Origin of the sequence: Pseudomonas sp. TJI-51 (assembly GCF_000190455.2) — a bacterium.
Lineage (GTDB): Bacteria > Pseudomonadota > Gammaproteobacteria > Pseudomonadales > Pseudomonadaceae > Aquipseudomonas > Aquipseudomonas juntendi.
The window spans coordinates 81793-104101 of record NZ_AEWE02000020.1 but is presented as its reverse complement, the minus strand read 5'-3'; the positions used below and the strand labels follow the sequence as shown (position 1 = coordinate 104101).

Annotated in this window: 21 protein-coding genes and 1 pseudogene; 15 read left to right on the top strand and 7 right to left on the bottom strand. The window is 55.5% G+C overall.

Annotation, left to right across the window (positions count from 1 at the left end):
• Nucleotides 1–219: 219 nt before the first annotated feature.
• Together G1E_RS27315 and G1E_RS05585 are read right to left on the bottom strand one after the other, a co-directional pair.
• Nucleotides 220–459, bottom strand: a complete 240-nt coding sequence (locus tag G1E_RS27315; RefSeq protein WP_081791613.1) for a hypothetical protein — start codon at nucleotides 457–459, stop codon at nucleotides 220–222.
• A gap of 976 nt (nucleotides 460–1435) precedes the next feature.
• Nucleotides 1436–2656, bottom strand: a complete 1221-nt coding sequence (locus tag G1E_RS05585) for a replication initiation protein (protein ID WP_009682433.1) — start codon at nucleotides 2654–2656, stop codon at nucleotides 1436–1438.
• An 879-nt stretch (nucleotides 2657–3535) separates the two neighbouring features.
• Between G1E_RS05585 and G1E_RS05580 the strand changes: the two genes are divergently transcribed.
• From G1E_RS05580 to G1E_RS05515, 14 genes are all read left to right on the top strand, one after another.
• The gene (locus G1E_RS05580) at nucleotides 3536–4285 is read left to right on the top strand and encodes a DotI/IcmL family type IV secretion protein (RefSeq protein ID WP_009682434.1); all 750 of its coding nucleotides are present in this window, start codon (nucleotides 3536–3538) and stop codon (nucleotides 4283–4285) included.
• 10 nt (nucleotides 4286–4295) lie between these two features.
• Complete coding sequence (locus tag G1E_RS05575) at nucleotides 4296–5444, top strand: DotH/IcmK family type IV secretion protein (RefSeq protein ID WP_009682435.1); 1149 nt, start codon at nucleotides 4296–4298, stop codon at nucleotides 5442–5444.
• A gap of 8 nt (nucleotides 5445–5452) precedes the next feature.
• A complete protein-coding gene (traO, locus tag G1E_RS05570; RefSeq protein ID WP_009682436.1) occupies nucleotides 5453–6817 on the top strand; it encodes a conjugal transfer protein TraO in 1365 nt (454 codons plus the stop codon).
• Between the two features lie 21 nt (nucleotides 6818–6838).
• Nucleotides 6839–7564: a hypothetical protein gene (locus G1E_RS05565; protein ID WP_009682437.1), complete on the top strand. Its 726-nt coding sequence runs from the start codon at nucleotides 6839–6841 to the stop codon at nucleotides 7562–7564.
• Nucleotides 7565–7574: 10 nt separating this feature from the next.
• Nucleotides 7575–8108 (top strand): conjugal transfer protein TraQ, encoded by a 534-nt coding sequence (gene traQ, locus G1E_RS05560; RefSeq protein WP_009682438.1) that lies wholly within the window; start codon nucleotides 7575–7577, stop codon nucleotides 8106–8108.
• A 19-nt stretch (nucleotides 8109–8127) separates the two neighbouring features.
• Entirely contained in the window at nucleotides 8128–8574 is a 447-nt protein-coding gene (locus G1E_RS05555) for a DUF6750 family protein (protein WP_009682439.1), read from the top strand.
• A gap of 45 nt (nucleotides 8575–8619) precedes the next feature.
• Nucleotides 8620–9339: an HNH endonuclease gene (locus G1E_RS05550; protein ID WP_033690307.1), complete on the top strand. Its 720-nt coding sequence runs from the start codon at nucleotides 8620–8622 to the stop codon at nucleotides 9337–9339.
• A gap of 9 nt (nucleotides 9340–9348) precedes the next feature.
• Entirely contained in the window at nucleotides 9349–13677 is a 4329-nt protein-coding gene (gene traW, locus G1E_RS29200) for a conjugal transfer protein TraW (RefSeq protein WP_256220430.1), read from the top strand.
• Nucleotides 13677–14270: a hypothetical protein gene (locus tag G1E_RS05540; protein ID WP_009682444.1), complete on the top strand. Its 594-nt coding sequence runs from the start codon at nucleotides 13677–13679 to the stop codon at nucleotides 14268–14270. Before traW ends, G1E_RS05540 begins: the two co-directional genes overlap by 1 nt.
• Entirely contained in the window at nucleotides 14267–16444 is a 2178-nt protein-coding gene (locus tag G1E_RS05535) for a DotA/TraY family protein (RefSeq protein WP_023662982.1), read from the top strand. The genes G1E_RS05540 and G1E_RS05535 overlap by 4 nt, the downstream gene beginning before the upstream one ends.
• Nucleotides 16445–16565: 121 nt before the next feature.
• Nucleotides 16566–17072, top strand: a complete 507-nt coding sequence (locus tag G1E_RS05530) for a hypothetical protein (RefSeq protein ID WP_009682447.1) — start codon at nucleotides 16566–16568, stop codon at nucleotides 17070–17072.
• A 28-nt stretch (nucleotides 17073–17100) separates the two neighbouring features.
• Nucleotides 17101–17865 carry a hypothetical protein gene (locus tag G1E_RS05525; RefSeq protein ID WP_031325694.1) on the top strand — a complete coding sequence of 255 codons (765 nt, stop codon included), beginning with the start codon at nucleotides 17101–17103 and terminating at the stop codon, nucleotides 17863–17865.
• Nucleotides 17866–17890: 25 nt separating this feature from the next.
• Nucleotides 17891–18802 carry a hypothetical protein gene (locus tag G1E_RS29195; RefSeq protein WP_172828426.1) on the top strand — a complete coding sequence of 304 codons (912 nt, stop codon included), beginning with the start codon at nucleotides 17891–17893 and terminating at the stop codon, nucleotides 18800–18802.
• Between the two features lie 46 nt (nucleotides 18803–18848).
• Nucleotides 18849–19238, top strand: a complete 390-nt coding sequence (locus G1E_RS05515) for a hypothetical protein (RefSeq protein WP_009682450.1) — start codon at nucleotides 18849–18851, stop codon at nucleotides 19236–19238.
• Here the strand turns inward: G1E_RS05515 and G1E_RS05510 are convergent.
• The 5 genes and pseudogenes from G1E_RS05510 to G1E_RS30145 all read right to left on the bottom strand — a co-directional run.
• On the bottom strand, nucleotides 19235–19474 hold the full coding sequence (locus G1E_RS05510) for a hypothetical protein (RefSeq protein ID WP_009682451.1): 240 nt from the start codon (nucleotides 19472–19474) through the stop codon (nucleotides 19235–19237). The genes G1E_RS05515 and G1E_RS05510 overlap by 4 nt on opposite strands.
• Before the next feature lie 10 nt (nucleotides 19475–19484).
• On the bottom strand, nucleotides 19485–19742 hold the full coding sequence (locus G1E_RS05505; protein WP_009682452.1) for a hypothetical protein: 258 nt from the start codon (nucleotides 19740–19742) through the stop codon (nucleotides 19485–19487).
• A gap of 195 nt (nucleotides 19743–19937) precedes the next feature.
• Entirely contained in the window at nucleotides 19938–20195 is a 258-nt protein-coding gene (locus tag G1E_RS27305) for a sigma 54-interacting transcriptional regulator (RefSeq protein ID WP_323370650.1), read from the bottom strand.
• 7 nt (nucleotides 20196–20202) lie between these two features.
• Nucleotides 20203–20916 carry a LysR substrate-binding domain-containing protein gene (locus G1E_RS05500; protein WP_228393817.1) on the bottom strand — a complete coding sequence of 238 codons (714 nt, stop codon included), beginning with the start codon at nucleotides 20914–20916 and terminating at the stop codon, nucleotides 20203–20205.
• Between the two features lie 18 nt (nucleotides 20917–20934).
• A pseudogene (locus G1E_RS30145) lies at nucleotides 20935–21114 on the bottom strand (LysR family transcriptional regulator); the annotation flags it as partial.
• Between the two features lie 134 nt (nucleotides 21115–21248).
• On the opposite strand from G1E_RS30145, the gene G1E_RS05495 reads away from it, so the two are divergent.
• A complete protein-coding gene (locus tag G1E_RS05495; RefSeq protein ID WP_009682454.1) occupies nucleotides 21249–22280 on the top strand; it encodes an aromatic ring-hydroxylating dioxygenase subunit alpha in 1032 nt (343 codons plus the stop codon).
• Nucleotides 22281–22309: the final 29 nt, after the last annotated feature.

The following is a 22309-nucleotide window of genomic DNA, read 5'->3' as shown; positions in this document are numbered from 1 at the left end:
TAGGGGTGCATAGAGAAAACGGAAAAAATCGTACGATAGGCCCTGTGACCCGCAAAGTTCGGGCATGTCTCTGTCAGAGTGTTTGCACTTGCTCGGTTTGCCTTTCATTTCTTGACTACAATCGTGGGAGCTGAAGGATCAGATCCCCTCAACAAAAGCCCCGTCAAGATGCCGGGGCTTTTGTTTTCAGTCCACACCGTTGAGCAGAGAACGACTAGATCATGGTGAGCTGATGCCGGTAGGTGTTGTCATAGAGGTTTGATAGTGCTCCATGTTCAGTCTTTCGCATTCAGCATCTGCTTCTATCTGTGTCGGGTAGGTGAACTGCAATCGCTGCTTATCTTGATTGTCATAAATATCAAACCCGCCAGGAACTGTAGTGGAGTGAAAGCGAGTTCCATTACGAATCGATCCTGTTTCGATGGGGATCGCAGGAACAACAACAAATCTCTGAATCATCGTCGCGTCCTTGTGTTGAGTGAATCTTAACTAATAGCGGCAGCCCGCCACTTCTTCAAGTTTTGATAAACCCAATGACAACCAAGCAGCCTGAAGCCGTGGCCTGTCAGGTTGAAGTCATAGAGGTTTGTAGGGAAACGTCAGGAAAAGCCGAAATAGCCCCTATCTTGACGTACTTCGGTCGTCCGGTCTGACGCCAGGTTGAGGCATACCCCATTCGGACACCGACTACACAACCTAAGGGCTTGCAGGCTGTCAGCAGGGCTTATCGTACGATTTTTTCCGTTTTCTCTATGCCCCCCTCCTAAGAAGAAAGCCCAGCTTACGTGTGCTGAAACACTGCTCCCCTCTGATCTCAGACACACGGCGGATAGGCGGGGCGAGCCGATACCTGGGCGGCAACGGGGCTAATGCCCGCGTAGAGGGTTCTGGGAATGGAGATAGGTGCAGGGGGAGGCAACAACGTGATGATCAAGCTAGTCGTCGCAACGGCCAGCATGAGCAGTTGAATGATTCGGTCGTACATGTGAAGGCACTCCTGGGCCTGGAAGGTGACTGGAAGCTTGCCGTCACGACCGATTCGAAATCCTCTTGGGTTATTTCCGCTCGAATCTGATTCGTCACGACGCCGGCCACGTCAATGATCATCCGCCCAAGAACCCACACATTCCGCAAGGTTTCCGATTAACCACGCTGTCCGTGATCGAGGCAGCAACCTGGCAATCCCTGACAAATGCCAGCTCAAAGTCCATCTCAGAAATAAAGAGGGCGCTCTACGCTGCAATCTGAGCGATTCGTAAGGGTGAGATGCACCAGATTCCACGTAGGAGCACGCCCATTAACAAGAGCGGCACCGCACCTAACGGAGATATTCAAGGATGGAATGAAGGTGGCACGGAGGAGAGCAGGTTATGTAGAGCAGGCTGGAGGTTCAGTGTGTCGAATCACTCCCCATGCACACCCACCATCTGAATAACTAATCAGGCAAAGGCGGAAGCAAAGCAGCCCCGGTAGGGGCAGGTACCTGATATACAGCATCCTTTACACCAGGTTTAATTGGCTCAGCCCCATGGTTTGGACCGGCTGGTTGTGCTGCTGGGGTGGTCTGGGGGGTCTGCTTAGGGCGAAGGGGAACAACCGACGGCGACTGTGCTTCTGTGATGACCGCCTTGTACTTGGCCACGGTTTGGCGAGAGACGCCTGCAGTCAGGGCGATAGCGGTGTAGGTAAGATGAGACCCTTTAGCGATCAACTGCCGGCAAGCCCCACGGATCTTGTTTGCGGTCTGGTTTTGCCTGACTGCATGGGTCCGTTTGGCGGCGAGGCTCTGGCGCTCCTCGAGTGGCAGCGATCGATCAAGCTCCATCACACCACGGTGATAGTCACCACTTCCGCGGTAATGGGACCAGGTCCATCGGGCAATCGATTTAGCCGTGGCGCGCACTGATGACAAGGGCAGGTCGTTGCAACGTTCTCGCGTGCGAAAACGGTTGTCGTTGTGACATTGCGCAAGGACCCGAGAGTAAAACGACTCGAAGTAACCTCCAGCTCGCTCAGCATTGACGATGCTGTATGCGTAGAAACGGACACGTTCGAACAAGGTGCAATGCCTGGAGTGGGACACTGCATCCATGTCGGGTCCTTTGGACCACAAAGGCATCGGCCTGGCCAAGTCGAGTTCTTCAGCCAGATCGCCCAAGTCGTAGACATGATTGTGCAGCTCGGTGGTGATCCACCAAGGATGACCTGGTGTCTTGGCAACTGGACCACTGTGGTAATCGGGGTCAGCCTTGAGCAGTGCGGCCATGCTGTCGTAGACAGCCTTCATGTACAGGATCGGCTTTTCACGGGCTCGCTCGGTGGTACACACCGGAGCAATCGCATAATAGAGGTGCGAGTTGCCTGAGTTTCGGTTACGGACAATGAAGTTGGGGGGGGGAAGCCCATGCTCCTCCCAAATCAGGGAGTTGGTATGGTCGAGATCGAAAACGAGCCATGACACACGGCCAGGACGATTCACCTGCATGTAGGGGTAGCGGATCGCGTATTCACGCGGCCGTACTCTCATCGCCGTTTTATTGTCACTGCAGCGTGCGAGATAAGAAGCCTCTTCGAGGATACGGCTCATCGCTGACGCCGGCTGGTAATAACCCGGGTGCGCAGGCGCCGTCGAAGCTGCCGTGATGAGGTTGCTCACAAGCAGGCCTCAATGAAGAAGCTGACAAATTCAGGGCGAATTAACCCGTGCCGCGTATTGCGCAGCAGAGTGCAGGTGTCCATACTCGAATTACCTGAAAGGGGCCCTCACGTCATCGATCTGCCAGGACCAGATGTGTGGGCTCTTTTTTTTTGCCCGGCAACGGTGGCCGGATCCCTCTTTTAATCGCTCGACCTTTCGATAAAACCTTCCTAAAAAGTGGCATTCGTTGAGCAAGTTTTGGCGAAGGCTAGAGGCTCAGTTTCGCCCCGTCAACCCGCTGAAACCCGCGTATTTACTGGGTTCCCTCCAAATTTCAGAACCGTTTTTCTAATTAGAATGGGCTGCGTTGTCTAAGCGGGTAGCCGCATTGATCCCGAACCCCCTCCCCACGACTGCCCTTGTATGTCGGGGGATCCGAACGCTTCGTACGTCGGTGAAATACGAAATTTCGCATCGGCGATATACGACGTAACTGTCGGTGATGTACGAACCGAAAAATCGGCGATATACGAGCCACAGCAAGTGAAAAAAAACAGCATCGGCGATATACGACTGGCATCGGTGATGTACGAATGCAGGCCACTGCCCCAGGGCGGGTTTTGATCACCCGAAATTTGACCTGCAAGCCCCTGTTTTGGGGGGGTTGAAGGCCAAATCCTGCGCACATTTCATCGGTGAAATACGACCCATACCAGAAAATATCGGTGAAGTACGAGTCGTAATGAAATCACAATGCCATTACTGGCAATTTCGTATTGTAGGTATGCCGTAAAACTAGAAAGCATACGGCCCCCGTTATTACGGGTCAGGCAAAAAGTTTTTTTGTGTTGACCGATTCCGCATCATGGTTAGAATACGGAAAACGGAGGGCCAGACATGACCAACATCAGGGACGCAGCAGCGCCGCATCTCGAACATCCTGGATCGAGGGAGGATCTCGGACGTGCAGCATACGAACAAGAGCTGATAGAAATCGCTGAAAAACTGCATCAAAACCAGGATGCAGTCGATCCAGTTGCACGTGATCTGGAAGATCGCAAGCAGTTGGCCAGCCATACGTCCAGCATCGTCAAATCAAACCTGGTCCTGTCTTGGGGACTTGCAATTTCGATAGGCCTGAACTGTGTGTTCGGCTGGTTTGTGATGCACCCCCACTACGTGTACTTCGCAGCCGACGGCCTCCGGATCGTCAGGCTGGTTCCTCTTGAAGAGCCGTACATCACCGACGCCGAGGCGATTCAATTCGCACGGGATGCGCTGAACCGCTCGATGACGATCAACTTCACCGACTACAGGCAACAGCTTGAAGACGTACGTGGCGATTGGACCAAGCGCGGGTTTGCACAGTATTTGGAGCAGCTGCAGTCAGCAGGCTACCTGGACCTCGTTAAATCCAAGCGCATGAACATGACGGTTACCACTGAAACCGGCGTGCTAGTGAAATCCGAGATTGTTGACGGTGTTTTCGTCCGCCATATCGAAGTTCCGATCGAGATCAAGCTGGTCGGCCAAACCACCGACCTTCAACCCAAGCGATTCATCGCCAAAGTGCCTGTCGCACGTATTCCCACACTGGATTCCATCGTGGGCGTAGGGCTGGACGGCATTGTCACCACGCCCCGGTAAGGAGGAACCCATGATGATGAAATCAGTCTTCGTCGCGTCAGTCTTGACGCTAGCGATCGGCACGGCTAAGGCAGAGCAACAAGGCAATGGTGCGCAAGCCCAACCTCAAGGCCAACCCACGCAAGGCCAACAGCAGCCCATTCAAGCGCCGAACGGGGGGCAATGGGTCCGGGTTGAAGGTCCTAGCAGGCAGTCGGGCTTTCCCGCCGCGCCAGGTGCTCCACAGCCTGGCGTGAATCCTCAGATGCAGAATGCTTTCCCACAGACCAACTACGGGCCAGCAAATTACGCCGTGGCAGGGCAACCCGCTGGAGATCCTCAACAGCAAAACGGTACAGCTCCACTGCCTCCCCTGAACCCGCCTGAAAATGATCATTTCGACGAGGCGATGGAGGTCGCTCAGCCATTCACCCCTGAGCAAATCAAGCAAATGCGTCAGGCGTTGGAGAACACGCGAAAGGCGAAGGCCTGGCAGCCAGTACGGGGAATCCCCCGTATTTCCAGCGTATCGGTTGATTTGAGCCCTGGCGCGTCGATGCCTGTGTTGCGCGTGGTTCCCGGTGAGCTGTCCAACCTCATCGTGCTGGACTCAACGGGAGCTCCGTGGCCGCTGGCCGCTACGCCTCGTGTTTCCAACCCCGATCTCTATAGCGCGGAATGGCTGCAGGGTACCCATACAGTAGTGGTGTCGACTCCATCGGCTTACGAGACCGGCAGCCTAGCTCTGTACTTGGAAGGGGCTACAACACCGGTGATCGTCAAAATCGTCAGTGGCGAACCCGATGGGAAGAAGGACCGAGCCCGTGTGTATGACGCTCGGCTTGATCTGCGTGTTCCAGGCCGTGGCCCGCTGGCCAAGGCGGCTGTGATGGGCCCGGGGAAGATTGCCCTCTACGACGACCTCCTGCAGGCCTTTCTGGATGGGATTCCACCAAAAGACGCCAAACAGGTGAAGGCGCAAGGCGCAGTGCCTTCGCATACCCAGATCTGGCAATACGACGGAAATCTCTACGTCCGTACTCGCCAGGATTTTCAAACTGCATTCGATAACACCCTCGCTGCCGGCGACGGTACTCGTGTGTACCGCTTACCCGTGACTCCCTTCATCACCCTCTCCCAGATGGGTCAAAAAGTCACCCTCCAACTCGACATTTACTGAGGTAGCGCATGAGCACTCAAGCTGACATTGGAAGGCAGACCAAGGTAACCATCCTCGCGGCAGTAATTGCTGTCGCAGCCCTCGGCTATGCCGGTTACACCTGGCTCAATAGCCGCCATCAAACCAGCTCCAACCTCGGGGTAATCAACGGTGATGGCAAGGGGGGCACCACTGAAGAGAGTGAGGCCTATCGCCGGGTCTTGGAGAAATACAACCACAACAACGCCAAGCAGGCAGAGTCCAACGGGCAGTCCTACATGTCCGTCATGTCAACCGCCCAAGCGAACCCTGCGGGAACTGCGGGAACTGCGGATAAGGCAGGTTCGGGCCAGCAGCAGCCTCAGGTCAACTATTACTACCAAGCCGCGGCACAGCCCCAACAGCCCGTCGAGCGCAACAAAGAAATGGACAAGCTTGTCGCGAATCAGGTGGGTGCCTTCATGACCGGCTGGACGGTGAAAACCCATGGGACCGGCACCACGACCCAGGAACAGGCGTACTCGCAGTCTATCAAACCCGCGTCCCTGACTAGCGCAGGAGGTGCTGCTGGTACCGCGAGCACTGCGCAATCTACGAACTCGCGTGCTGGCAAGGCACAGGACCAGGTTGTCGTGGACGGTTTCTTCCTCACGCCTGCGCTGCTTAAAACCGAGCTCGACACTGACGAAAACTCGATGGTTACAGCTGAGATCCCGGGTGGCCGACTCGCAGGCGCCAGGGTGTTCGCGATGGGCTACAAGCGCCTCAACGAAACCATTGATATGACCTTTACCTACATGGAGTGGAAGGGCCGTAGCTACAAGATCACAGCCAAAGCGGTTGATCCTGAAAGCATGCGTACGGCGCTGTCGGGTGATGTGAACAACCGCTATTTCAGCCGAATCATTCTCCCTGCCCTGGCTCTGGCGATCGGCAAAACTGGTCAGCTGTACGAGCGCTCCGCCTCGGAGAACATCATCACGAGCGAAGGCGCCGTGATTCAGACATATCCAACGACGCCTAGTGGTCAAGCCGTCGCGGGCACCTTTGCCGGCGGTATCGGCCAACAGGCCGGGCAGGTGCTGGCCAATGACGCCGCCAACATGCCGCAGAAACAAGTGATCCGTCCAATCAACTCCACGATCGGTGTTCAATTCGTTGGACCAGTGCTGGCCAGTGACCAGTTAGAAAAGGACGCGCTGATGGCGAACCAGAAAGCCGAGCTGAATACCCTCGGCCAACCAGGTGGCCAGCCTCAGCAGCAGTATCGCCTCTCACCAAATGCCGCAGGTGCTACTAACTCGAACGGGTTCGGTGGGTACCAGGGTGTCTCGCCAGGATATGGCCAGCAGTACATGGGCCAGCCAACCATCGTCGATCCCACTCGCTACTGAGTTAGGGCAGAGGACTTTCACATGACTACACAAGCAGCGGAAGAGTTGGACATTTTCAAAACTGGCGCTCAGTCGGGTAAACCGGTTGAGGCGCCGAAAGCCGAAGAGCCGTCAAAGAAAACATCTCCAGCTAACGCGATCCAGGGCGACCGCAAGAAGCGCATCTTCAATTTCGTCAACCGGATTGAGGGCTGGCATTTCTTGGTACTGGCAGTAGTGCTGGCAGTCCTCTTCGTGATGGTGCCCAAGCTGTTTCCGAAACATCAAACCAGCGCGCAACAGCAGCCCACTCCAGTGCAACAAGCCGCTGTGAACAACGTTTTGACGGCCCCTGAACCGGAGCCTCAAGAGGCAGTGGTACCGGCAGCGAGTCCGGAACAGTCCGCTCTATCTGCCGAACAACTGAAAGGCCTCAATGAGCAAGTGGGGAGCCTGAGCGGTGTAGTGGTCGGTCTGCAAAAAACCATCAGCGAATTAGAAGCAAAGGTCGCTCTTCTCGAATCGGACAAAGCTGATGCGGGCAAGAAAGTTGTCCATTCCCCCGCTGTACGCCGTCAAGCTCAGGTGAGCCAACCATCGGCAATGGCTGGCTACACCCTGAATACCGTTTACTCAGACCAAGCCTGGATTCAGCACGGAGAAAAAACTTTCGTAGTCCAGGTAGGCGATCTCGTAGACGGCGTGAAGATCACGGGGATTGACCCTGTGGCACGTCGAGTCACCACTTCTCGTGGCGTGATCCGCTAAGGAACCGAATATGGATCTGGCAAGCATGATCATCTCGGCGGCCAACTCATTGGTCGCCGTTCTGTGGGGGTTGCTCTGGTCCTTGAGCGCTCTCGCCGGGATGGTTTACGCCGGGACCGTGCTGCGTCGGATGCAGCTTGCCACCATTGAACCTGGCCACCGTCCAATCACGCTCGGCAGCACATTCGCAGTGCTCGTGATTGGCGCTGCTCTGTTCAACATGTCCGGGATGATCAGCACAACTTGGACGAGCTTTGGTAGCGGCTCTACCACCTACGGGGCCATTTCCTACAGCGGAGCCGATAGCTTTGGCAGGTTTAAGGATGCTGTAAACGCGGTGCTGACCCTTGCTTCATTTGCAGGCGGTTGCTTCTTCTTCAAAGGGCTGCTGCTGATGAAGAAAGCAGCACTAGAGGGAGAAAGCTCACAGGGGGGCGACGACGCCATTTGGCGCGGCCTAACCCACATGATTTTCGGCGCTGCGTTGACACATGTCGACAAGGTGATCGAGGCCTTCCAGGCCACCTTCCAACTCTACTGGTAACAAAACAAGGAGCGTCATCATGAAATTTAACCCTATCGAGTTTGCAGTTGATGCTGTGCGTCGTGGCCATATCCGCCTGTTGACCAAAGCTGAGGAATACAAAGCCAACCCCATGCAGCGCGGCCTCATGCTCATGACTGCCGGCCTCACCATGTCAACGTTGCTGGTCACCAAAACCGCTTATGCCGACGGTCTCGCCGGTATGGCTGAGAAGGGCAGTGAACAGGGCGACTCCATCAAAGAGAGCCTTGGTCCAATTTTCCTGGCGCTTGGGTTCGCCGGCGCTGCTTTCGGTGGCATGAACATGTGGAAGAAAACCAACGACGAGAACTCGCGAATTACTGGCAAGCAGATCTGGGGCCCGATGCTCGCCGGGGCAGCGCTGGGCGGCACTGGTTTCATGATGACCACTGCCGGCGAGACAGTGGGTATCAGCGGTAGCGAGTTCGGCAAAGTTCCTAACTGATCAAGACCACTTGGCAGCCTGAAACATGGCTGCCTTGGAGACTGCATGAGCGACGTGAAACAGGATCAGACAGTACCGGTATCGGGGCTTGGCCAAAACTTCGAGAAACCCGTTCTTCCGCTGATGGCCATGGCCACGAAAGCGCGGGTTTGGGGGGATGCCACTCCAAATGCGATCGAGCCCAACCCGGAGCAACTGACGGCCGAAATGCGGGCGACCATTACCCGTCAGGCGCAGGGGCAGTGCTATTTCTGCGGTGTACGCGCTCGTGCCGGTCATGTTCACAACATTAACCATAACCATCAGGATCTGCGGCCGGAAAATCTCCGGCTTGTAGATCCGCTGTGTCATGGGTGGCAGCACCTGGGTGAAATCGACGACGGCCAAGCCTTCATCGCCTACCTCCCGGGCTTGTCTCCCCAGGATGCGAATCATCTGCAGCGAGCCACCATGATCGCCTTGGAAACCGGGGACGAACAAACGAAGGCGGACGCGAAGAAAATCCTCAACTGGATGGCTTCCCATCGGGAATACACCGAAAAGGCCTGGGGCACTCACTCGCCCAAAATTTTCGCTGAGGCGATGACTCGCCTCGGCAAGGTTGACGCCGATGTTAACTCCCTCGTTTTCCAAGGGTTGAGCGTCATTTTCAATCCCGCTCAGTTCAGCCAGGTCGTTAAGGGTTGGGCACAGGATGCGTATGGCGCAGCTCCCACTTCTACGTGGGCCCAAGTACATCACGATGTGATGAACGCGCCGAGCTAAGGAGGCAGCATGGGACTTCTCGATAAGTGCGTAGACGCACTGGAAGGTACCTTGGAGTACCTCGCAAAACACTTCATTCACAAGGACATGACCAGTTACTGCGAACTGGCCACTGCTGTGGGGCTGACCGATGCTGATATCGAGAAATCCCCGGATCTGAAGGATCCCTACACCTTGGTCAACAGTGACTACTCGCTGCTGACAGTATTCGATCTGCAGGGCACGTACCAGATGCTTTCTGAAGCTGAGTTTTCAGAGATGCTGGAGTCCCTGCGCATCCGCATGACCGGATATATGCGTGAAAAGGGCCATAGCCTGACGTTCAGCTTCGAGCGTGATCCTGAGCGTGCTACCGATGAGCTTATGCGCCTCGCCGAACCCTTGTTGAATACCGCCCGACGAATCGGCCTCAAAAGCGAGGACATCATTCTTGATCGAGTGAAGCGAAACGCTCCGCATTGCGCCTGGGAGCAAAACCTGCTGGTCGTCTACACGCACCTCACGTCCTTGAGCAAGGAAGAACAGGATCGCGAACTCGGCGAACTGGCTAAAAGTGCCTCGAAGCACAAGCTTCCGCGGCTCACCTATGGGCAAAATCCCGCATTTGCCCTGGCTGCTCTCAAGTACCGTCATGACACGATGATTGATCGGCTCATGGACGACTTCATCTCGTGTGGGGTTGAGGGCAAGAAAGGGATCATGATGAAGCCATTGAGCGCCCACGAGGCGATCAAGCGCATCAGGATCATGTTGAATCGGGAAGGCACTTCACAGAAGTTCCGGCCCCAAATCGTCGGCGACCGTTTCATGCTTCGCGGCTCGACCGACGCCAAAGACTATTCGGAACTCGTACCCCCGCGCCTCTGCTATCAAGTCTGCAGCAACGACGTTGAGCCAGTTGGTAACTACGTCAAGACTGACAGCCTGTGGCATGGATCGCTTGCGATGGAGCTTGGCCCGCAAGACGTCGTTCACTTCTCAAAACTTTTTGACGCCGTTGGTAAAAAGGATCCGTGGCGCATTCGTTTCGATATCTCGCCGGGCGGGCTTTCAATGATGCGTGCGCGCAAATTGATGGTCGGTTTTGTCGGCGTGTTGCCAGACAACAGGGCGATCCGCGATTCTTTCAAAGACTTAGAGGCAATTTCGAAAGATCAGGCCGTCATGTCGATGAAGGTCATGGCCTCTTGCTGGAGCAATACCAAGACAGATCTCGAAACCAGGCTTTCCCGCCTGGAGAAGGCAATCCAGTCTTGGGGCACCTGCCAAGTACAGAAAACACATGGCGACCCCATGGCCGCTCTCGCATCCTCGATCCCAGGCTTCACGACAAAAAACACCGCTAACCGTCTTCTGCCACCGTTGAAAGAGGCCATGAAAATGTTGCCTTTGCAGCGGCCTGCGACCCCGTGGCCAGATAACGGTTCGTGGATCACTCGGACTCCGGATGGAAAGATTTATCCGATTGGGCTAGGCAGCTCGATCCAAGACACCTGGATCGAACTTGTCTCAGGCATCCCAGGCTCGGGTAAGTCGGTCGCTGCGAACTGCATGCACAACGCAACGTTGCATCGTCCAGGTGCGACCCAGCTCCCTCTGCTAACGATTGCGGATGTTGGCCCATCCTCCTCAGGTCTGATTCAAATGATCCAGGATTCGCTTCCAGATCATCGGAAGTCCGAAGCGGCGTACATCAGGCTGCAGAACAATCGCGACTTCGCATCGAATCCTTTTGATCCTCAGCTTGGGGCGCGTCAACCCACTCGCCGAGAACGCGAATATTGCGTCGACTTCTTGAATTTGCTCTGTGCCAGCGTCGCCAGTGATGGTCAAGGCGGGGCTAAAGCCCGCACGCCTTCCGACTGTGCCGCGGTCAACGAAATGCTGATGACCCTTGTGTATGACGACAAAGCGGGTCGAGGCGCCAATCTGTATGAACCTGATGTAGTGCCTGCGGTGGACAAGGTGCTAGCCGAGTCGGGGATCAGCGCTGAGCATGATGAGAAATGGTGGAGTGCTGCAACCTGGTACGAAGTGACTGACATGCTGTTCGCTGCCGGTTATGTGCGTGAAGCAACCTACGCTCACCGCCAAGCGGCCCCTGTACTGCCCGACTTCACTGCGATGCTGAACAACGAAGGCGTGCGTCAGACATTCGGAGATATCAAGATGGCCAGCGGCGGCGAGTCACTCCTGAAGTACATGGGGCGTTGCTTCACCTTAGCATCGACGACGTACGCGGTCTTTTCCGGCCGTACACGATTTGAAGTTGACTCGACGACACGAGTCATTTCGGTGGACCTCAACGACGTAATTGGATCGAAAACACCAGAGGGCTCGATCAGAACCTCCTGCATGTACATGTTTGCCCGCCACCTAGGGGCTAAGAACTATTTCCTGCGCGAGGAAGACATCCGCCTTGTATCTCCGCCGCTGTACCTCGACTACCACCTGAAGCGTGCCGAAGATGTGGCTTCGCAGCAGAAGACCATAGCCTATGACGAATGGCACAACACCGAAGGCATGGATACCCCAGTGGAAACGCTGAAGAAGGACGGTCGTGAAGGCCGGAAGTGGGGTATCCGAATCATGGTGATTTCACAGTATCTGCGAGACTTTCCCCAGGCCCTGCTCAACGCGGCCACATCGGTCTATGTGTTGCGCGGCGGAAATGTGGATGACGAAAACGTGCTGCGCGAAACCTTCAAGGTTTCTCACGAAACGATCCAGCAGCTGCACCTGCAGTGCATAGGTCCTGGGCGCAATGGCGCAAATATGCTGGCCCTATTCAAGACGAACCAAGGCACGATCACCCAAATTTTGACCAATACAACTGGTCCGCTTGAACTCTGGGCAATGTCTACCACCCAGCAGGATATGGCGCTACGAAAAGAGTTGTACAACCGGATCGGTCCTATGGCTGCTCGCCAGGTCCTCGCCAAGCGGTTCCCTCTGGGTTCTGCCAAGACTCACATTGAGGCACTCGAGTACGCGTCTACCTCCAACGCCAAGGTGAGCGTCNNTCGTGAAGAAATTGGCAGAGGATCTGGTAACCGAGTACTACGCCGAACAAAGCCACCGGGGAGAACACGCATGAAGACCATATTCCGCATTACTCCTCTGGCCGTAGCTCTCCTGATCGGCTCCGCAGCTTCAACTCCCGCTTACGCACTTTGCGACGGCTGCGTTGTAGGCGCGATCGGAACCTCAACTGTCACGTTGACCGGGGCGATCGCCGCTACAACAGCCTCAGTGAGCGCCATGAACCTGTCGGTTAGCCAGCTGCTTTACCAGGTGGGTACCGCGACTACCCAAGGCGCAAGCAAGGTTGCCAATACCATTGAAACTGCTGCTCGGGTTCAACGGGAGTTTGACGCGAATCAGGAGCGTAGCCGTCGCTACGAGAATGCCCGCCAGAACTACTACGTGCCCAACTCGATCTGCAGCGAATCCGGTTCGGGCGGTTTCAATGAAGTCAGGGCGGGGGTTGCCGCAGTAAAAGCCTCTATCCGCACAGGTGGAGGGGGGAAAGCTGCCAGCACCAAAATCAACCAGGCTCTTACTGCTCCAGCCCAGCCGCCCTCGATCGATGCCATGCGCTCGGCAAGCATTCATGCTGACTACTGCGATACCGATGATTACGCTGCATATGGTGGAGCAACAGCTTGCCCAGCCGTTTCGACTACCATGCCCGGGGCCGACAAACGCCTCGACTCGTTGACTATCGGCGCCGGCAAGGATGGCAAGGACCAGGACCTCACCTTTACTCAGGCGCAAACCGACGCAGCCAGGATGTACACGCAGAACTCCGCGCGGCGTTCAGTGGCTCCCCAGCTCAAGAAGGGGCAGGCCGAATCTGACGCTGGTGTCCAGTACATCGGCCTGATGAACCAGTACAACTCGATCATCTCCGCTGCGACGGATCCTCAAGATCAAATGATCGCCGCAAGCCAACCACTGGACTCAACTAAAGATCTGCTTAAAGAAGCACGGTCCTCAAAATCGGCTGAGTCTTACTACCAAAAGATTGCCTCGGCAGAAGCTAAGCGCACGGGAACCATGTCGGCCCGCGAATTCGAGTATTTCGAGGTGGGGCGTCGCTACGCAAACACAGAGTACCAAGCTGATCTGCAGAACATGACAGGCGATAACCTGGTGCGTGAGCAGATCCGCGTCCAAACGCAGACCAACTGGTTGCTACTCGAACTGCGCAACGATGTGACCCGCGGGAACATCATCAACGGTCTGAACCTGGCCAGCTCTGCACGGCAGGAATTCGAGCCTGTCTTGGGTGAAAAATACCGGGCTGTTAACGGTCGTATGGGGGGGGCCAACTGATGAGTGAAGAAAAGCTGCAGTCTTCCAAGGTCCGTCGGGGGCTGTCCATCGGGCTCCACCTAGTGATTCCGTTCTGGGCCATGCGTCAGACTTATCGACTGGCCAAAAACGAAGTCTCCAGGTCCAAGGAGCATTTAGAGGTCATTCGGCAATTGTCGGCCGAAGCAAAGGAAACACTGCGCGACCGCCGTGAAAAGGCAGATAGTGAGCAGCTGTCATTCAGCGAGGCGATGAAAAATCGCAAGCCTGGAGCCATGTCCATTCCTGAGCTCTATCGCTACTTTCTGTCCCGCAAGCGCGCCTGCCAGCTGGCAGCCTTGGTCTTGGGACTCTTCGCAGTGCTCGGCATTTTGCTTGGAGTCCATTTCGACTCGTCGAAAGGGGTGGTCCAGGGCTTGCTCTCGATCGCCACGGCAATGCCTCTACTCTTCGCAATGGCTCTGAGCGCCCAGCTGCGGCTATGGCAGCTCAAGACGCAGCGCCTTTCAAAGGAGGAAAAAGGTGGCTTGAAGGACTTCATTCGGGAGAACCGGAACTGGTTCCGGCAGCTGCTCGATCCTGAATACGGCCACGGGAAAGGAGGCCGGCCATGAGAATTCAGCACAAAGCATTTGCCGTGATTGCTGCCATGCTCTGCAGCACCTTGGCTTGGGCTGACAGCACCACACTGGGCGAAATCTCGGAAGCGGCCAAGCGCAGCGGCGATAAATCGCGTGAAGCGCTTGTCTCCATCTATGGCCAGGTCGTGAACAACCCGTTGGCCTCGGCCGGCGGAAGTGGCGACACCATCCTCGCGAATATCTTCCAGGTGTTTAACAGCGCATTGCTTGTCGTGGGTGCGATGTGGGCCTGCTATATCGTATTCCGCAAGCTGACGCGCACTGCCCACGATGGATCGATCTTCGACCGTCAGCAGTCCTCGTCGTGGGGACCTGTGCGACTTGTGTGGGGTGTCGTGTCGCTGGTCCCTACTGCCAACGGTTGGTCGCTCTCGCAGCTGTTGATGCTGTGGTCGGCGTCAGTAATGGGGGTTGGTGTGGCCAACCTCGGCGTCGATGCTGCGATCTCCAGTTTTGAAGATGGCCAATCGATGGTCGTGCAGCCAGTAATGCCCTCAACTGCCGCTCTGGCGCACAGTGTGTATGAAGCCAACCTTTGCTTGCACGGTATCAATGCCGGCATCGCTCAAGCCCAAGCGAGCGGTGGCCTGGTCATTCCGGGCGGCTACATTCAACAGACCGCTACTAACAAAGGGTTCATCCTCAAAAACAACAGCTTTGTCTGTGGTGGAGCGGACATCAGTGGCGACCTCACAGCACAGCCGGCCTCCACGAACATTATCAGCGGCACGATCGATGTAGCCGATATCAGGCAGGCGCACCTGGATGCGCTGAAGGCTATGCAGGCGTCCCTGAGCCAGTCGGCCCAGTCGTTTGTGAATGCCTCTGTCCAACGAGCCAGTGGGTCTAAAACGGCTCTGCCCGACAGCGAGTACGCCATCCAGATCGCAGCGCAGACCTATGAAAACTCGGTGAACAAGGTCGCCGGTACTAAGCAAGGGGACATCAAGCGACTTGCTCAGGAACTCAGCTCAAACATCAGCAAATCGGGATGGTGGGTATTGGGTGCCTGGTATCAGACTTTCGCTCAAGCGAACACCAAACTTTCTGACGCCATGGCCGCAAAAGCAACTGTGTTCGGTATGTCGACCAGCGGAGATCCCTCAGTCGTATCCGTATACGACGAAGCCTACGCGGCCTATAAGGCCCAGCAGGAAACAACCTCCTACACCCCTACGGCAGGCACCAGTGCTACCGGCGACTACTCCAAAGGCGTCGTAGGCGCGGATGCGGGCAACATCATCGGGAGTATGTTCGCTGCGCCTGGCCAGCGAATCGTGAACTACCTGATCGACGTGAATGCCGGCGGCGAAGGGCTGGGTCAGCTCAACCCCCTGATCAAGATGAAGAACCTGGGCGACTACACGATGGTTGCGGCAGAAACGGCCATGGGCGCCTATGTGACCGCGAAGGCCATCGAGAAGGTCAAGGATGGCTGGAGTGTTGCCGGCGTATTCGCCAAGGTGGCAAACGCCGTGACATCGGTTGGAGATGCTTTGAGCGGCGTGCTTGAAGGTGTATCACCATTCATCATTGGCCTCGTCCTGGCGATGTTCATTCTGGGCGGTACGCTCTCGACATATCTCCCCATGGTTCCATTCATCATCTGGTTTGGGGCCGCGGTCAACTGGCTGGTAGTGGTTGGCGAAGCAATCATTGCGGCGCCACTGTGGGCCTTTACGCATCTGGGTAGCGAAGGGGAGGGCATGGGCCACAAAACCTCCCATGGCTATATTTTCCTGCTGAACGTGATGATCCGCCCTGCACTGATGGTCGTCGGGTTCTTCTTGGGCGGGGCCGCGCTGATCGCAGGAGGCACGTTGCTCAACCAGTGCTTCGGGATTGCCCTGGCCAATGCTCAGTTCGACTCTGTGACGGGATTGTTCTCGATCATCTTCTACTTGGCGATCTACTGCAGCATGTGTTTGACCTTGGTCCACAGCTGCTTCAACCTGATCCTGATCGTTCCCGACCAGGTCATTAACTGGGTCGGTGGTCACGCCGCTGCATCGGTGGGCCGTGAGGACAATGAGCGGATGCGCAACGCGATGAACATCTTCGGTAGCCGCCTCGAGCACTTGGCGCCCAGAGGGGGAGCTGGGGGCGACAACAGACGCACCAAGGGAGGAGATGGGATCAAGGGATGATCAAATCGGGGGCCTTCGGGCCCCTTATCAATTGAGGATTGACCTGTCAATGGGTCATGGTAGAATGAACCTAACCTAATTCCGTATTGTGTATCTCATACGGACTTTTGAGGGGGTCGATATGAACATTATCTGGTGGGTCCTTCGTCCTTTTTATTGGCTCGGTCTGTTGCCAGTGATTGCCGTATTCCTGATCGCCTGTGCCCACTTTTCCAGGGACACAGAGGTATCGCTGGGGATCATGGCCATCGCGCTGGTCTATTTCGGGCTCGGTTACCTGCTGTTCTCGGTGGCTCCACGTTATTTCAAATCGCGCCTCGATCGCATGGTCGAGAAGGCCAAGATGACGGGCTTCAACCCGAGCCATGAAGTCGTCTCGGTGATGTTCAACCGCTACGTCGGCTTTGATGCCGCAGCAAAGAAGGCCTTGTACGTAGACGTCAACTTGAACAGCGCGACCTTGATTGACTTTGATCAGGTGTCCAGCTGGGAGCTGGTACCCGATAAAAGCCCGCTCTTGCTGTTTAAGTTAGTCACTCGTGTTCCGAACCTGCATGAAATCGGGGTACGCATCAAGGCGAACCAGTTCGGGGCCTGGAAGTCGGATATGCACACTTTGTTCGGCTGACCAAAAAATTCAACGGAATTGATGCTTTATGAACCTAAAAATGACTGCTGCAGCATGTGTTGTGATGGGGCTCCTGACTGGATGCAATGACAAGGAAGCACCTGCACCAGTATCCACACCCAAGCAGAGCCAGAACGCACAGACGCCTCCCGCGGCACCGGAAAAGCCTGCACAAGTGATCGACACTTCTGTTCCGCTGAACCAGTACCAGGACTTGGCGAGTAACAACGGCAAGCCACTCACGTTCCTGGTGCTTGCTAAGGCGCCTGGGGCCACGACGGAGGACAAGATGGGCTACCTCTCCGCCGACTACCTGGCCACCAGCGACGCCTTCAAGCGCAAGGACATCGAGTCAGCCCAGTGGCCGGCATTCGAGGCCTCGCTGAAATCCTATGCTGCCAATGATTACTACTCGCTGCCGATCTCCGGGTTTGGGGTATCAAGCGTGTTGAGCATGCAGAACGTTTCTGTCGGTCCATACGATTTCAATACGCATTCGTTCCCCCTCACCAGCTACGGGCAGTACTGCTGGGCGAATCCTGTTCGCAACGCTCAAGGAATGAACCTGCAGGTTAAGCCATCGGCGTTCCCATGCAGCCTGCAAGTCAATGACTCTGCCCAGGCTCGGATCATCGAAGAAGCCCGGGCAAAAGGCAGCCTTGACCTTCGAGGCACCTTGTACCTGTACATCCCGGAAGCTGATGGCAACACCGCAGTCGGTCAGATCGTGCGCGGCTCGATCGACCTGGTCGACCAACAAACTAATCAGGTTATGGCGAACTTCACCATGTGACGATCCAAAGCAAAGGAGGTGGCCTATGAAGCATTTAGTGACTCGCGAACCGTGGTGGGCTCAACCGCCCAAACCTGGGCAAAGTGACAAAGACTGCACATGGGGCTACCTCGAACGCTACGACGATGGATCGTTTTCGTTCGACCAGGCCAATCGCCCAAGCGATGAAGAAATTCAAAACCGAAAGGGATGCCGGGTGCCGCCGCACTCTACGTCGCCCTCGACCGGGATTTTACAAGGGAAGGAGACTTCGATGAGTGCGAGCTCGATTCAAGAATGGCAAGGCGTCCTGCAGGACATTGCTGAACAAAAACGGCATCGCCTGACGGGTAGCGAATACAAAGAGGTCATCGCCGCGATCGAGGCGCAGCCCAAGGACATTGAAAGCCAGCACATAGCGCGTCAGTTGGTGGCCAAGCTGGCTCAGCACCAAGGGCACGAATCCGAAGCTCCCTTTCGCGATCAAGGCCTGAATCGGGTGTTCAACGTTGAAAAGTTGCCCGCAGCGCCTGCAGAGGGCGACGAACGTCTGCGGGAACGCGTCATCGCCGGTACCACTATTTTCAAGTCACGTGAATTCGATCATACGTCCGAGCCTTCAAAGCTCAACGAACGCGGGGAGCCTGGCCGGCTTGTCCACGGAAAACGCCTCGACGTCTTCCACAATACCGAAGGCCCGGGCGACAAGTTCGAAGTGTTCCAGGTACGAACCTCCACGCACATTCCTTACAGCACTGGAATCCCAGGCAAACCAGTGGATGGTGAGCGCAAGCCTCATGGGGTGTTCCATAGCTTTGAGGAGGCTGGGAAGAGCATCGACAAGACAGTGGGGGTGATGAGGCATTCTGAGCTGATCAGACAGCGGCAGGCCGAGCATGGCATTCACTGGAAGGAAGCCCCTCCAGCGCCGAAGCCCAGGGCTCCACGGCCAGCATAACCATCCAGAGAGGGCTACGGCCCTCTCGTTCATTTGGAGCAAGCATGTGATTCTACAATTCAAGTTTTTCAACACCGAACAACAAGAAACCGCTCTCTTTCAAACCGAAATAGATCTGAGCGGATTGGTTGCTGTTGCAGAGTCAAAACGCGAAATGATTCGGGAAAAAGGGAAGTCTTTTGCGCAGAGTGCAGTTCCGTTCTGGGCCAGCGAACTGGTCAAAGCAATGGAAGAAAATGATGAGCAGGCCATGGGGCGTCACGCCATTCAAGCCGCTATGGCCGCGTGGTTGGCTGACTCGGTATTCGACGGAGCTACAAAGGCTGATTACGAGTCGAGTTACTTGGAGTTTAACGTTCATCCGACGGGGATGGTCGTACTGAATAGACACCCAATGGCGAGGTACAAGGCGCCCAAAGGGGCGCCTTCCCCTTAAAGGATGATGAAAGGGCAGGCCACGCTGTGGCAGATGGCTTTGCCCTTTGCTTGCACCGGTTCTGCTCGGTCGATGTCAATGAGACCTTGACCCAGCGGGACTGTACAGACCACTCCGTCGACCATGATCAACGCGCTTGATTGGCAAGCCTGGTCAGAGCGGGCCTGAAGCAGATGTGCATAGGCATTCTTGATGTTCTGAACGCCCTGCAATAAAACGCAACGATGAGTATTCATGATTTTCTCCTCACGCTGCGCCGGCAATTTCTGCCGCACGCCGGGTAACGATGATCACCGGAATGGGAAGGGACAGCTCGTCCCGTACGACCAGGGCTTTGCTCTGGCTGTACATCGCGCTGGCCAGCTGACGGCGGGCGAGCATCGACCCGATGCTCGACTGAGTTGATTGAGTGGTTTTGCCATTGCACGGCACGATCAGAGATTCACCAGGCTTCAACTCAGCCAGTGCTTGGGAAACATTGCCGCATGAGATTTTGAGTTCCATCGCTTGCTCCTAGAGAGGGGTAGCCGCCCCGTTTGAATGTTGAAAGTACGTACGTACGTACTTATAATAGATCTTGTTGCACGACTTGTCAGCCAAAAGAGAGAAATCTCTAGATCCAATTGGCATCACCGCTCACGGAAGGAGAAGGGAATGAAACAAGCAATCTCGGTAGGGGGAGGATTGGTGCTGTTGCTACTAGCAACAGTCAGCGCTGCAGCAGAGGAGAGCGGACCGGCGCCTAGCCTCGCTTGATAGTTGTTTGGGCTCGTTTGGCGAGAGCTGCTGCAACAACTTCTTAATAAGTTCGGGAATATCCTGACGCTCGCGAAGCGGTGCGATCACCACTCGCATGCCATTAATTCGGTAGTACAAATCCTCACGAAAACCTTGCTCGTGGATCAATCGGTCCAACTCACGTAATGATGCACTTACCAGCCGGAAGTCCACAGAAATGCTTCGATTAATGAGATCTAATCAGGTCGGCCATACGTTTCTGTAGATCCGATAATGCCAACAGTGCCGCACGTGAGAGTTGGCGATGAGGAGCTACACAAATGGAAAGAACTGGATGACTGACGTGGATACCGTCAAGAGGAACGAAGGCAATGGTTTGCGCTTCTACTTCGCTTGCGACATCCAACCAGGACAGAATCCCCACCCCCACGCCGGCGCGAATTAACGAACGCATCATACGCAAATCGTTGCACGCTACTCGCTGCCGAACATCAAGCCTCAAATGATCGTGAAGCGCATGCACGTGCTTTTGTACAACCAAGGGAGCAGCAGGGAAGATCACTGTCACATCCTGAGTATCGCTCAGACGTAGGCTTTTCCTTCCCGCCAGTGGATGGGAAGTGGGCATGGCAACACCCATCTTGATCACCGCACTCGCGGTCACCGACAGCTCAGCCCCCGCAACAGCATCCAGAACGAAGCCGAAGTCCACCTCAGCAGAGGCAATCATTTTTGCGACATTCTGGCTGTCAGCAACCTTCATACCAAATGTGAGGCCCGGGTACTGCTGCATGAGAGACGAGATGGCTTCAGCCACCATTCCCTCACTAAGCGCGTCGATCAATCCAATATCGATATGACCGCGGCGCAACCCTTGCATCTCGTCGATCTGCTCACGAGTTCGAGCATATTCTTTCTGCCACTGACGGGCATTCGCCAATACTAATTCGCCCGCGGACGTAAGCCTCAAACCGCTTGGGAGTCGCTCAAATAAGGGCACTCCAAGCTCTTCCTCAACCTTAAGAATCTGCCGATCAATAGCCGAGGCAGAGACGTGCAAAACCTCCGCCGCTCGGCGAATGCTGCGGTGCTGAGTGACCTCGAGAAAGTACCGGGTGAATCGAGAGAAAGGGAACATGTGTTGTGTTTTTTGCAACGCGATGATGAGAAATCGATGTTTGAGTTCATCACGCCGTGATCTTAAAGTCCATACCGAAGCGCCTCAGAGCGCGCTTTTCAGACCGTTATGGCAGCTGACGAGGCTTATGTCCCATGATCAAAGACCGTACTCTTCCACTCAATTGCACTTTTGTCGAAAGTGACTGGCGCATTCTCGCTTCGCATTGGTACCCAATCGCCGAATCAATCACAGTGGGCGTTGAGCCGATCAAAGCGATGCTTCTCGACGAGCCGCTTGTGGTTTATCGGATAGGCGAAGAGTTGATCGTGGCGCGGGACGTATGCCCGCATCGTGGTGTTCCGCTGAGTATGGGGAAGAGCGACGGCCAAGGAGTGGTTTGTCCGTACCACGGCTTGCGCTTCGGTCACGGAGGCAAGTGCAACAAGGTTCCGGCAAGCCCCAATGGATCCATCCCAAGCCGTATGCAGCTTTACACGTATCCTGCGGTCGAGCGTTATGGACTGATCTGGACGTGCCTCGATCCTCAGAACGATCAAGTCGACATACCGAACATGCCTCATTGGGAGGATGCAGGGTTTCAGCAAATTGTTTGCCCAGCTTTCGACGTTAAGGCATTTGCAGGGCGTCAGCTTGAGGGCTTCCTTGATGTCGCTCATTTTGGCTTCGTTCACACGGACACTTTTGGCAATCCGAACAACGTTGAGGTTCCTGCCTATCGTCCCGAAGAAACACCTCAAGGTTTCGAAGTTCGCTATCTAAGCACAGTGGCAAACTACCCGATCGGCGTAGAGGCTGACATTCCTTCTGATTTCATTTGGCTGAGACACTTCGAGGTACACCTGCCGTTCACGGCTACTCTGACGGTGCACTTTCCGAACGATGGTCGGCTGGTGATCATGAATGCGGCTTCCCCCGTGTCGGCGAAATACACGCGAATGTTTGCCCCGATCGCGCGTAATTTTGACAAGCATATTCCTGTAGAGGACGTTCATAGCTTTAACTTTCAGGTGTTCGAAGAGGATCGTCTTATCGTCGAAGCTCAAAAACCGGAGCGTCTGCCACTCGATCCATCTCTAGAAGTGCACATTCCGGCGGACATGAGCTCGATTGCCTATCGCAAAGGGTTGCGTAGCCAAGGACTAAGCCAGTTCTTCCTGAGCTAAGTATGCGATTGTTTTACCTGAAAAGACGT